The sequence below is a fragment of the Mannheimia sp. genome, assembly GCF_056854775.1.
The window spans coordinates 1-13,119 of the sequence record NZ_JBXGGI010000136.1; the positions used below are offsets into that span (position 1 = coordinate 1).

Genomic DNA, 13,119 nt, shown 5'->3' on the forward strand with positions numbered 1-13,119 from the left:
AACCCGGATGGTTCTACCACAACTGCTACTGTTAAAGACGGTGCGAAAGGTGATAAGGGTGATAAAGGTGAAGACGGTAAGTCTCCAACGGCTGAAGTGAAAGACAACGGCGACGGTACACACACAGTAACTGTGAAAAACCCGGATGGATCTACCACAACTGCGACAGTGAAAGATGGTAAGTCTCCAACGGCTGAAGTGAAAGACAACGGCGACGGCACACATACAGTAACCGTGAAAAACCCGGATGGTTCTACCACAACTGCAACGGTGAAAGACGGTAAGTCTCCAACGGCTGAAGTGAAAGACAACGGCGACGGCACACACACAGTAACTGTGAAAAACCCGGATGGTTCTACCACAACTGCGACAGTGAAAGACGGTAAATCACCAACAGCGGAAGTGAAAGACAACGGTAATGGTACACACACTGTAACTGTAACAAACTCGGATGGTTCAACCACAACTACGACTGTTAAAGACGGTAAGTCTCCAACAGCTGAAGTAAAAGACAATGGCAATGGTACACACACTGTAACTGTAACAAACCCGGATGGTTCAACTACAACTGCTACTGTTAAAGACGGTGCGAAAGGTGATAAGGGTGATAAAGGTGAAGACGGTAAGTCTCCAACGGCTGAAGTGAAAGACAACGGCGACGGCACACACACAGTAACTGTGAAAAACCCGGATGGATCTACCACAACTGCGACAGTGAAAGATGGTAAGTCTCCAACAGCTGAAGTGAAAGACAACGGCGACGGTACACATACAGTAACCGTGAAAAACCCGGATGGTTCTACCACAACTGCTACTGTTAAAGACGGTGCGAAAGGTGATAAGGGTGATAAAGGTGAAGACGGTAAATCTCCAACAGCTGAAGTAAAAGACAACGGCGACGGCACACATACAGTAACTGTGAAAAACCCGGATGGATCTACCACAACTGCAACGGTGAAAGATGGTAAGTCTCCAACAGCAGAAGTTACGGAAAAAACAGTTTACGTTGATACAGACGGCAATCCGGTAGAGCCTGCAAAAGGTGCAGACGGTCAGCCGAAAGTAGGTGAAGACGGTAAACCGGTTTACGTAACGAAAGATGGTAAAGAAGTACCGGCAGATAAAGTTACACCGAAAACAGAAGCAACCGTAACGATCACAAACACAGACGGAACAACAACGACTGCAACAGTGAAAGACGGTAAAGACGGTAAAGGTGGGGCTGAAGGTCCACAAGGTCCGAAAGGAGATGCAGGTGCAGGTTCTTGGAATATTGCAGAGAACGGCAAGCCAAAAGATGTTGTGAATAACAATGACACAGTAAGTTTTGTTGATGGTAAAGGTACAACAGCTGTTGTTGAAAATATCGCAGAAACCTTAACAAATGTTACTTTCAATGTTGATAATGGTGATATCACCAATAACACAGATGGTTCTGTAACTGGTCCTGTAACCAATGCTAACCAAACACTTGAAGATGCAAATAAAGCACTTGAAGATGCGAAGAAAGCATTAGCAGAATTACCTGCAAATGCTACACAAGCAGATAAAGATGCAGCACAACAAGCGGTTGAAAATGCACAAAATGTTGCAAATGAAGCTCAAGATGCAGCAAATAAAGCAGGTAATAAAGTTGCAACAGCACAAAATGTAGCTGATGCAATTAACAAGTCCGGCTTTAACCTAACCAGCTCTAACAACGGTGAGAATACTAGTGAAAACAACCTAGTTAATCCAGGTGATACCGTAACTATTGATGGTGGTAAGAATGTTACTGTTACTCAAACTAAAGATGCAAACGGTAACCCAGTTGTTTCTTTAGCAACCAAAGATCAAGTAACTTTCGGTGAAAAAGCTGAACCAGGTAAAGATGGTAAACCGGGTAAAGACGGTGTTGATGGTTCTGTTGGTGTAAACGGTAAAGACGGCTCTGCTGTTGTATTAAACGGTAAAGACGGTTCTATCGGTTTGAATGGTAAAGACGGCAAAGACGGCTTAACCTTCAAAGCAGCTGACGGTGCACAAGGTGTTGATGGTACAGACGGTGAAAACGGTCTACCGGGTAAAGACGGTCAAACTCGAATCGTTTACCAGCCAACAAATCCGGATGGCACACCAAAAGGTAAACCGGAGCAAATTGCAACACTTAACGATGGTTTAATCTTCACAGGTAACAATGAAGAGCTTAACCGTCATAAGCTAAACACAGTAGTAAAAGTGGTTGGCGAAGGTGTTGATAAAGCAGCATCGGAAAACTTTAAGTCTGCAGCAGGTAACATCAACGTGAAAGCGAACGGAACTGATACCTTAGAAGTTCAATTAGCGAAAGTGATTGATTTAACCGAAGATGGCTCTGTAACAACAGGTGATACCACGGTAAACAACAATGGTTTAACCATTAAAAATGGTCCAAGTGTAACTAAAGCCGGCGTAGATGCAGGTGATAAGAAAGTAACCAATGTAGCAGATGGTGAAATCTCAAGCACAAGCAAAGATGCAGTAAACGGTAGTCAGTTATACAATGTTATCCAAAACACGGGCTGGGATTTAACGGTTGATGGTAATGTTGCAGAAAACACCGGATCAACTCGCGTAGCTAACAATGGTAAAGCGACTATTAAAGGTGGCAAAAACATCGTTGTTTCGCGTAAAGACTCTGTGGTTGAAGTGGCAACTTCAAATAACCCTGAATTTGATACAGTGAAAGTAGGCAACACAACGCTTAGCTCAAAAGTAGCACAAGATGGTGTAAATGAGCTGAATGTTGCCGGTAACAACGGTGCTCCAACGCGTATTACCAATGTTGCACCAGGTGTGAAAGGCACAGATGCAGTAAATGTGAATCAGTTGAAAGGTGAAGTTAATAACATCAATAACAAGATTAACCGTAACCAGAGAGAGTCTCGTGCGGGTATTGCAGGTGCAGCAGCGATTGCAGGCTTACCTGAAATCCACTTAGCGGGTAAATCAATGGTTGCTGCAGCGGCGAGTACTTATAAAGGTCAGAACGCAGTTGCTGTAGGTTACTCACGCTTATCTGATAATAGTAAGGTTAAACTGAAACTTTCAGGTAGTGCCGATACTCAAGGTGATTTCATTGGTACTGTAGGTGTTGGTTACGCTTGGTAATCTGTGAAATAAATAAGGTTGCTAATATAGCAACCTTATAAAACTATAATTTAAAGGGCTGAATTGGTTATCCAATTCAGCCCTTTTTATACTAGATTATAATATTAGAATTATTACTTCTTCTGTTTAAGAAAATGTACCGTACAAGCTGCAATCAATAATACAGCTGCTGCTCCTAAATAGAGTTCATTCTTTTTCCAGCCGGCATCTAATAAAACACCGGCAAGTGTTGGTGAAACAATTGAACCTAAGCGACCTACACCAATAGCTGTGCCTACACCTGTACTGCGAAAATCCGGTGCGTAAAGCGTTGGGTTGATAGTGTATAAACCTGTAATGCAGCCATTAATTAATCCACCAACAAGAATTGCTAAGGCAATGGCTAAGCCTAAAGTGCCTGAGAACACGAAAGCAACGACAGCACTTGCAGCAAGAATACTAAATAGCTGTAAAATATTTTTTGCAGCCCAGCGGCTAACTAAGAAACCGAAAATTAATGAACCGATTGTTCCGCCCACTGAAATTGCCATACCAACCGTTTGGCTTTGGGTTTTAGGCATTCCGGCTTCTTCTAACAAGGCTGGTGTCCACGAGCTGATGAAATAGAATGAGGCTGAAATTGCAATAAAGGCAACCCAAATTAATAAAGTATTGCGACGATATTCAGGTTCAAAAAGGCGTGCGATAGCAACCTTTTGTTTACCTTTCGCTTCAACTTCCGGTAATTCCCAATTCCCACCTAAGCCTAATTTTACCGCAATTTGGTTTAAACGCTCTTTGGCATTTTTAGGTCTTTTAGAAATTAAAAATTCGACGGATTCAGGTAAAACAAAAAAGAGTAAAAGGAATACTGCACCGGTTAAGATTGCACCCACTAAAAATACCGCTCTCCAGCCATATTCACCTTGTAACAATACGGCGGACATTCCCCCCAGCATCGCCCCAATACCAAAGCCGGAAGCATAAATGGCAATTGCCAATCCACGCCATTTTTGGCTGGCATATTCACTGACTAATACGTTTGTACCCGTTAAAATAGAGGCAACGCCTAAACCTGTGATGATACGATATAAACCAATCTCAAAAGCGGAAGAGGCGATATAGGTGAGTAGCATACCCAATGTAGCTAAGCCTGTTCCGATTAAAAGTAGTGGGCGACGACCAAATTTATCTGCAAGCGGTGAAAGGAATAACGAACCGATTGCCATACCAAATAAACCTGCACTCATTAGTGTACCGATAGTTGCACCATCTAAATTTAATTCTTCTCGGATACTTTTAGCGGTAAAGGCGAGTGCCATTAAGTCAAAGCCATCAAGTAAGTTAAGTAAGACTGTTAGCCCAACGACTAACCATTGAAATGAAGTCATTTTATTGTGAGCAATTTGATCACGAATATCCATAAGTGGTTCTCCAAAAAATAATGTGTAAAGCTATTGTTATAGCTTGAACTATATGGACTTAAAGAAAATTAATCAAACGCAAAATTTACATAAAATTTATGAAAGATTTTCATAATAAGGTTTTAATGAAGGAAGGGGAAGTTAAAATAAAGCTGAAAGCTTGCCCCTCTTGATAAAAGAGGGGAAGGGGAGTTGATAACGGTTTTATTTCTTCTCAGCTTGTTCAGCTGCTCTTTTGCGTCTAATTTCTTTCGGATCAGCAATTAATGGGCGGTAGATCTCGATTCTATCGCCATCTTCCACCGTTTCATTGAGTTTTGCAGGACGGCTGAAAATACCGACTTTATTTTCTCGTAAGTCGATTTCAGTGTATTTTTCTAACACACCTGAGAGCAGAATAATATTTTGAATAGTGGTAGTTTGCGGCACTTGTAGCTTTTTGAGGAAATATTTATCCGGATAGGCATAAAGCACCTCTACGTTAATCTCTTGTATTTCCTGCTCTGTTTGACGTTGTTCAGACACCATAGACCTCTTTTGCACGTTGTTTAAACGCATTCACCATTTTTAACGTAAGTTCGTTGAATACCTTGCCGAAAACTAATGCCACAATCGGGCTTGAAAATTCAAAATTAAGTTCAAGTGAAATTTTACAGCTCTGTTCATCGAACGGAGTGAATGTCCAAAAACCGTGTAAATGGCGAAAAGGACCTTCCACTAAAGCCATCTCAATTTTATACGGCGGAGTCATTTTATTATGAGTGCTGAAAGTTTGACTAATTCCCAGCTTTTGAATATGAAGCTCGGCAGTTAATTCATTTTCCCCTGTGCTTAAGGTTTTTGTATTCACACAGCCTGATAAAAACTCAGGGTATTTTTCATAATTATTTACAAGCTGGTACATTTGTTCAGCACTGTAAGGCACAAGGGCAGATTGATTAACAATTGGCATAATATCTCTTTTTTGAATTAACAAGCGGTCATATTTTACAGGAAATTTGCAAGTCTATAAAGAAACGCTTTTGACTTGAAGATAAACCTCTTGCCCTTCTTTAAGCGAAAGCTCATCAAAAGACCACAGGCTTATCGTACTCCAAATAGTTTGATTTTCGACAAGAACAGCCACATCAACCCGATCTAAATGGTTTTCGATTTTCTGTATATCACCTTTTAACACATTGCGGATTGAACTTTGCATTGGTTTTTGTAAGCTGATAGAAACATCTTTACTCGCAATGGTAACACGCAAATTTTCGCCTATTTGATGACGAGGAAGTTGATGAATCCAAAGGCGTTGCTCATTTAGCCCTAATCCAAGCATATTGTAGCTTGGTTGCTGCTCTTTTATCGGTAACTCAAGTAAACTAATGCGTTGATTGTTTGGTTGCCAATCGGCAAAAGCTGGGCTATGCCACACATTAACAACGCTATCAAATGCCATCACTTTGCCGTTATTAAGCAAAAGGAGCTGATCAGCAAGGCGAACGATTTCTTCTAAACTATGGCTAACATAGAGAATGGGTATGTTAAGTTGAGTAGCTAATTTATCTAAATAATCTAATAGCTCTTGTTTGCGTGGAAGGTCAAGAGCAGATAAAGGCTCATCCATCAATAAAATATCGGGCGAACTTAGTAATGCACGCCCAATGGCAACCCGTTGTTTTTCCCCACCGGAGAGACTTTCAGGATAGCGATCTAATAGGTGCGAAATGCCTAAAAGCTCAACAATTTGCAAAAAATCGGCAGAATCTGACCGCTTGTAGCCATATTTCAGATTTTTTTCCACCGAATAATGAGGGAAAAGGCGATGCTCTTGGAATACATAGCCAATATTACGTTTTTCAGGCGGTAGGTTGATACCTTTTTGACTATCAAACAGCACGCGTCCGTTTAATTCAATAAAGCCAGATTGTGCGGTTGCAAGCCCGGCAATCAAATTAATTAGGCTGGATTTGCCCGCCCCCGAACGCCCGAAAATAGCGGTAATACCTTGAGCAGGAATCTCTAAATTGACATTCAAATCAAGATTGCCGAGTTGCTGAATAAGGTTAAGTTTTAGCATAATGTTTCTGCCTTTCAGCCAACCATTCCGAACAGAATAGGGCGATTAATGAAATCGCAATCGCTACCAAACATAAGCGGGCAGCAGCCATTTCGCCATTTGGCGTTTCAATAAAAGTAAACAGGGCAGCCGGAATGGTTTGGGTTTGATTTGGAATGTTGGAGACAAAAGTAATGGTTGCCCCAAACTCACCTAATGAGCGAGCAAAACCGAGTACACTCCCGGCAATAATACCTGAAAATGCAAGGGGTAAATTTAAGGTAAAAAAGACTTTTAACGGGCTTGCCCCTAATGTGCGTGCAGCTTGTTCGAGTTTGGGATCAACCGAATCAAATGCCAAACGGATAGAGCGAACCATTAGTGGAAATGCCATTACCATTGAGGCAAGTACCGCACCTTTCCACGAAAAACTGAAACTAAAATGAAACCATTCCCACAAATATTGCCCGATTACCCCACGTTTCGCCATAGAGATTAACAGCAAATAGCCGATTACTACCGGCGGTAAAACCAACGGTAAATGAACAATACCGTTTAAAATGCTTTTGCCCCAAAATTGTTTACGAGAAAGCACCCAAGCCACCCACACGGCAAGTGGTAAAGCAAGTACCACCGCAATGAAGGCAACTTTTAGGCTGAGAACAATCGCATTTAGTTCTTGTGAGGTAAAATCAAACATCACTCAATCGGTTTAAATCCAGCCGCTTCAAATCGAGCTTTGGCTTCCGGTGTTTGTAGAAAATCTAAAAATTTTACGGCAGATTGTTTTTCACTCACCACTGCGGCAGGGTAAACAATTTCGCCATAGCTTTCCTGTGGAAATACGGCAAGCACTTTGACTTTATCAGACACTTTTGCATCGGTGGAATAAACAATCCCTAATGGTGATTCACCACGTTCAACAAAAGAAAGTGCATCTCGTACGTTTTTTGCACGAGCTAATTTGGGCTCAACGGTTTCCCATAAATTATAGTAGGTTAAGGCTTTTTGAGCATATCTTCCAGCAGGAACGTGGGATGGGTCGCCCACAGATAAATAACTATTTGTTAATTCTTTGGCAAAATCGACCGCTTGTATGCTTTCTGCTTGGATTTTGCTCTCGTTTGGGGCAATTAAAACCAGTTCATTTTTAATGAGATTGATCCGCTGCTTAATTTTAGCTGGTTGTTTTTCTACAAGATAATTCAGCCATTGTTGGTCGGCAGAAATAAAGAGATCGGCAGGAGCATCTTGCTCAATTTGTTTGGCTAATGCAGAAGAAGATGCAAATGAAAATATGATCTTATCTTCCGGATATTTTTGTTCAAAATCTTGCCCGATTTCTTGCAGCACATTATTCATTGACGCGGCAGCAAAAACAGTAAGATTTTCTGCAAATGCCATATTAAGTGTTAATGCAAAAACAGTGCTGATAGATAATTGATTTAACATTTTCATCTTGATTACCTAAGAACGTAGCCCAATTCCTCGCTGAATTAACGAATAAGCTACAATATATAGCCCTACACATAACGAAATTAGCACCCCAAAGGTGTAAATCAATGCTACATCGCTAATACCTAAAAAACCATATCTTAAGCCGTTGATCATATACACAATAGGGTTAAATTTTGACACAGTTTGCCAAAACTCTGGCAGAAGCGAGATAGAATAAAACACACCACCTAAATAAGTGAGTGGTGTAAGCACAAAGGTAGGAATTAATCCTACATCATCAAAGGACTTCGCAAAAACGGCATTAATCAAACCGCCTAATGCAAAGGCAACAATGGTTAAAAATAGCGTTAGAGCAATGATAGCAAAGGAATGAATATCAAAGCTCACAAATATCATTGCAACTAACATTACCAAAAGAGCTGCCAAGCCGGCTCGCAAAATACTACCTAATAAATAGCCCCAAATAATGTTATGAGTGGAAAGGGGTGAAATCAGTAATTCTTCAAAATCACGGGTAAATTTGCTTAAGAAGAAAGACGAAGCGGTATTCACATAAGAGGCAGTAATTGCCGTCATCATAATCAAGCCGGGAGCAATAAATTCCATATAACCCACTCCATTCATCTCACCAATGCGTCCACCGATTAATTTTCCAAAAATTAAGAAATAGAGGGTAGTGGTAATTACAGGCGGCACAAGAGTTTGTCGCCAAATTCTCAGAATACGACGGCACTCTTTGCACGCTAAAGTATAAAATCCGATAAAATTCATTTTATTGAGCCATATTAATAAAGAGTTCTTCCAAGCGGTTAGATTTATTTCGCATACTTAATACTTCCGCACCTTGAGCCGCGATTTGTGAAAAGAGATTTGTTAGCCCTTGCTGACGTTTCACATTGACTTCAAGGGTGTTTTCATCGATCCATTTATGCGGATAATCTTGAATGACAAGCGGTTGATTTTGAATAGAATTTTGCAAATCCAACACAAACACCTCGCTTTCTAATTTCGCAAGCAAGGCTTTCATTGAGGTGTTTTCAATCAATTCACCATTTTGAATAATGCCAATATGGCGGCATAACATTTCAGCTTCTTCTAAATAGTGGGTAGTTAGAATAATTGTTGTGCCTTGATTGTTCAGATCCCGTAAGAAATCCCATAATGAGCGGCGGAGTTCAATATCCACCCCTGCGGTGGGTTCGTCTAAAATCAATAGTTTGGGATTGTGCATTAAGGCTCTGGCGATCATCACACGGCGTTTCATTCCGCCGGAAAGCTCACGAGTAAGATGTGTGCGTTTTTCCCATAAATCGAGCTGTTTTAACCATTTTTCGGCACGAATAAGAGCCTCTTTGCGTGGAATACCGTAAAAACCGGCTTGTTGTACCAGCACATCAATGACCTTTTCAAACTGATTAAAATTAAATTCTTGTGGTACAAGCCCGATTTGATGCTTTAATTCCACTTTTTGTGTATCTAAATCGTAGCCAAACACTTTTACACTACCACTTGTTTTATTTACAAGGGAGCTAATAATACCAATAGTGGTGGATTTTCCTGCACCGTTATGCCCAAGTAGAGCGTAGAAATCCCCTTGCTCTACCACAAGGTTGATCCCTTTTACCGCTTTTACACCGGTCGGGTAGGTTTTCACAAGATCAATTAATTCTAATGCTTTCATCTATTTACTCACTCTGTGCAACCGCTCGAATGGTCGATTCATCAATTTGTGCATCGAAGGCGTTGCGAAGTAACATTAATTTTTCATCGTTCAGCAAAGCAGATTTTGCTGCTTCAGTGAGTTGTTTGAAAATGGCTCGACGAATTTCTAGCGGCGTTTGTTTATCGGCATTGTCGCCGATAGATAAATCATAGCTATAGCCTTTTTCAGCCAATGCCACTTCTAAATTTTTACGAGATTCCACATTATCTAAATGTGCCATATTGGGCTTTAATACCAACGAAAGATGGTTGTCTGCGTGTTTATCTAAGTAGCTGTTTAAGGCAATTTGGCGTGAAAAACCGCCTAAATTAAGCGAATTAGCAATCTCACACCATTTATCTTGTTGGCAAGATAAATCAATGGTTTTTGCCACTAGTTCTGGTGTACGTTCTTGCAAAATAGCTTGCTTAATATCCGACGGTTTGGCACTGTCTGCTTGGTTTTCTAATTCAGGGTTGAGCCAAGTCCAACGGTAATCTTCATCGTCTATGCTTTTAGGCGTGTTTTCTACTTTTGAAACGGATTGATGTGCCGTTTGCTGTTGATTTTCTGCAAATTGGATAAATCGTTCTTGTAATGAAGCGGTCGAATTTTCCGATTTTTTTGCAATAAATTGAGGCGTTTTTAACTCAGGCTTTTTTTTTTCGGCTTGAGTTAAATCAGCTTGCTGTTGCTGTAATTTTTTGCGGGCTTCAAGTGCAGCCATTGCCGGAGAAAACGTAGTGGTATTTTCTTCTTTAGGCATTACAGGAGCTACAGTTGGTGCTTGTGTCGTTTGTGAAGCCACTACCGATTTTTGCTGATTTTTCTCTAGGGTTTCTCTTAGTTGAGCAATTTGATTTTGTGGCTTCGGTTGAGTATTCGTAACCACATTAGTTTGCGGAACGGCAGATACCGTTGGAATGACCATAGTTGCCATTCTTTCCGCCTGTTTTGGGTGGAAAGCTAATGCACGCAGTATCGCCATTTCCACACCGGCACGTTGCTCGGGTGCAAAAGGTAGCTCTTTTTTGCTGTTAAGGATAAGTTGATAGAAAAACTGCACATCTTCAGGTGGCATCTGTTTTGCTAGAAAATGAATGAGCGTTTCTTCTGCGGCGGTAGTTTTGACTAATTGTAACATCGCAATTTTGTGCAATGTTTCTGCAATATCACTCAGCAATTGCTGCCAATCCACCCCTTTAGAGGCAATTTGTTCAATGATTGCCATTGCTTTTTCGCCATCAGCTTGGGCGATTGCTTGCACTAATTCGAGTGGCTGATTGTCATCAATGAGCCCTAACATTTGGCTTACCGCATCAAGAGTAATATTGGCGTTACTCATTGCGATAGCTTGATCAGTGAGACTGAGTGAATCACGAATACTACCCTGTGCCGCTTTTGCTAGTTTTTCAATAGCAATAGTTTCATAAGGAATACTTTCTGCGTTGAGAATAAATTCTAGGTGCTTAGCAATTTGCGATTGTTCTAATGCACGCAAATGGAATTGCATACAGCGAGAAAGAATAGTGATCGGCAGCTTTTGCGGATCGGTAGTCGCCAATAAGAATTTAACGTACTCAGGCGGTTCTTCAAGGGTTTTAAGTAACGCATTGAAGCTGTGGCGAGAGAGCATATGCACTTCGTCGATCAGATAAACCTTAAAACGCCCAACGGTGGGTTTGTATTGTACGTTATCAAGTAGCTCGCGGGTATCTTCCACTTTGGTGCGAGAGGCTGCATCGATCTCAATCAGATCGATAAAATGCCCTTCTTCAATTGCCTTGCAGTTGGCACATTCTCCACAAGGGTCAGCAGTAATGCCATTTTCGCAGTTTAGCCCTTTTGCAAAAAGGCGAGCAATGGAGGTTTTTCCTACGCCTCGGGTGCCTGAAAACAGATAGGCGTGATGAAGCCTATCTTCTCTTAAACTGTTTTCAAGAGCAGATAAAACGTGCTGTTGCCCAACCACTTCAGAGAAGCGTTGAGGTCTCCATTTGCGGGCTAGAACCTGATAACTCATATTTGTTCTTTATTCATTTTGTAGGAGCTAATTGAAATTAGCTCCTACTGGTTGCAAAAAATTGAGAAGATACAACCGCTTGTAATTAATGACCTTCAAAACTCACTAAACTGAAGGATTTAATTCCTTCTTGTTCTAAGCGTTCTTTACCACCTAAGTCAGGTAGCCAGATTACAAACGCTGCGTGTTCTACAGTTCCCCCTAAGCGGCGGATCAATTTTGCCGTTGCGTCAATAGTGCCACCGGTTGCTAATAAGTCATCGATCATCAATACGTTGTCGTTAGCACTGATTGCATCTTTGTGAATTTCTAACGTATCTTCACCATATTCAAGAGTATAAGATTGAGAAATTACTTCACGCGGTAATTTTTTAGGCTTACGAACTAGCACAAAAGGCACGCCAAGTGCTAAGGCAACAGGAGCTCCGAAAATAAAACCACGAGACTCTGTACCAACAATTTTAGTAATACCTTTGTCTTTAAATTCAGCCACAATGGCATCAACTGTTGCTTGGAATGCGGTTGGAACTTCTAAAAGTGAAGTAATATCACGGAAAATAATTCCTGCTTTAGGGTAATCAGGAATAGATTTGATAGAAGATTTGATTAAATCTAATTGGCTCATTATTTGACCTATATGTAATTTGAAAATAACTGGAAAACTCTATAGAAAAATGAGGGAAATTTCAAGGGGAAATTACGGGACTGCAAAACAAAAGCGAGCTTGTTGCTCGCTTTCAATTATTTTGTTAAGAAATAAGCTGCTGCGTAAAAAACAGCTCCCATAATAAATAGTGTAATACCAAGAGTGTAGCCAAATTCCATTATTTCATCTCCTCTAATTGCCTTCTAAATAGTCGCCCACCACTTAAAAAGAAATAGGTAAATATGATCAGCATTGTAATATTAAATACTTTCGCAGAAGTTGCATCGTTTCCATACAGAATAACAGGAATTGCTAAAATTGCAACTTTGGCGATATCATCACTGATTTTTGCCCAAGATTCAAATGAACCTTTTTCAATCGGTGTTTTAAATAAATTCCACATAATGTACTCCTTAATAATATAAGGAGGTTATGGTTTTTATTTTAGTTGTGCAAATAGCAAAATCTATTTTTTCGATATAGATCGAAAAAATAAAATAATAAGCCTCTTATAAACATTTCGCAGGTTTCGGCAATCCTGCAATTTTTGTGGCTTGTTTTGCCAGTCCGTCGGGGAATAAACGTTGTAAATAACGGCTATTGCCTTTTTCTTCGCCAAATTTTTGTGCCATTGCTTTGACTAACATTCTAATTGCAGGAGAGGTTTTGTATTCTTGGTAAAACTCTCGCACTAAGTAGATGATTTCCCAATGTTCT

General features: G+C 40.6%; 13 protein-coding genes. 1 reads left to right on the plus strand and 12 read right to left on the minus strand.

Features of this window, described 5'->3' with window-relative positions:
- The coding region (locus ACJHV0_RS09540; RefSeq protein WP_483134041.1) for a collagen-flanked surface repeat-containing protein at positions 1 to 3,129 on the plus strand (3,129 nt) is incomplete at its 5' end.
- A 113-nt stretch (positions 3,130 to 3,242) separates the two neighbouring features.
- Here ACJHV0_RS09540 and ACJHV0_RS09545 read toward each other — a convergent pair.
- From ACJHV0_RS09545 to ACJHV0_RS09600, 12 genes are all read right to left on the minus strand, one after another.
- Positions 3,243 to 4,532, minus strand: a complete 1,290-nt coding sequence (locus ACJHV0_RS09545; protein WP_283386101.1) for an MFS transporter — start codon at positions 4,530 to 4,532, stop codon at positions 3,243 to 3,245.
- Positions 4,533 to 4,736: 204 nt separating this feature from the next.
- On the minus strand, positions 4,737 to 5,060 hold the full coding sequence (locus ACJHV0_RS09550; protein ID WP_051411624.1) for an RnfH family protein: 324 nt from the start codon (positions 5,058 to 5,060) through the stop codon (positions 4,737 to 4,739).
- Positions 5,050 to 5,484 carry a type II toxin-antitoxin system RatA family toxin gene (locus ACJHV0_RS09555; protein WP_483134042.1) on the minus strand — a complete coding sequence of 145 codons (435 nt, stop codon included), beginning with the start codon at positions 5,482 to 5,484 and terminating at the stop codon, positions 5,050 to 5,052. Before ACJHV0_RS09555 ends, ACJHV0_RS09550 begins: the two co-directional genes overlap by 11 nt.
- A gap of 54 nt (positions 5,485 to 5,538) precedes the next feature.
- On the minus strand, positions 5,539 to 6,594 hold the full coding sequence (modC, locus tag ACJHV0_RS09560) for a molybdenum ABC transporter ATP-binding protein ModC (RefSeq protein WP_483134043.1): 1,056 nt from the start codon (positions 6,592 to 6,594) through the stop codon (positions 5,539 to 5,541).
- Positions 6,581 to 7,273: a molybdate ABC transporter permease subunit gene (modB, locus tag ACJHV0_RS09565; protein WP_334257339.1), complete on the minus strand. Its 693-nt coding sequence runs from the start codon at positions 7,271 to 7,273 to the stop codon at positions 6,581 to 6,583. Before modB ends, modC begins: the two co-directional genes overlap by 14 nt.
- Positions 7,273 to 8,031, minus strand: a complete 759-nt coding sequence (modA, locus tag ACJHV0_RS09570; protein WP_025235661.1) for a molybdate ABC transporter substrate-binding protein — start codon at positions 8,029 to 8,031, stop codon at positions 7,273 to 7,275. The genes modB and modA overlap by 1 nt, the downstream gene beginning before the upstream one ends.
- Positions 8,032 to 8,040: 9 nt before the next feature.
- Complete coding sequence (locus ACJHV0_RS09575; RefSeq protein WP_483134044.1) at positions 8,041 to 8,802, minus strand: ABC transporter permease; 762 nt, start codon at positions 8,800 to 8,802, stop codon at positions 8,041 to 8,043.
- A gap of 1 nt (position 8,803) precedes the next feature.
- Entirely contained in the window at positions 8,804 to 9,712 is a 909-nt protein-coding gene (locus ACJHV0_RS09580; protein ID WP_334233066.1) for an ABC transporter ATP-binding protein, read from the minus strand.
- A gap of 4 nt (positions 9,713 to 9,716) precedes the next feature.
- A complete protein-coding gene (gene dnaX / locus ACJHV0_RS09585) occupies positions 9,717 to 11,756 on the minus strand; it encodes a DNA polymerase III subunit gamma/tau (RefSeq protein WP_483134045.1) in 2,040 nt (679 codons plus the stop codon).
- Between the two features lie 85 nt (positions 11,757 to 11,841).
- On the minus strand, positions 11,842 to 12,381 hold the full coding sequence (apt, locus tag ACJHV0_RS09590) for an adenine phosphoribosyltransferase (RefSeq protein WP_483134046.1): 540 nt from the start codon (positions 12,379 to 12,381) through the stop codon (positions 11,842 to 11,844).
- A 199-nt stretch (positions 12,382 to 12,580) separates the two neighbouring features.
- Positions 12,581 to 12,805: a hypothetical protein gene (locus ACJHV0_RS09595; protein ID WP_283386091.1), complete on the minus strand. Its 225-nt coding sequence runs from the start codon at positions 12,803 to 12,805 to the stop codon at positions 12,581 to 12,583.
- A gap of 106 nt (positions 12,806 to 12,911) precedes the next feature.
- Positions 12,912 to 13,119 (minus strand): TusE/DsrC/DsvC family sulfur relay protein (locus tag ACJHV0_RS09600; protein WP_483134047.1); only part of this gene is annotated, 208 nt, incomplete at its 5' end.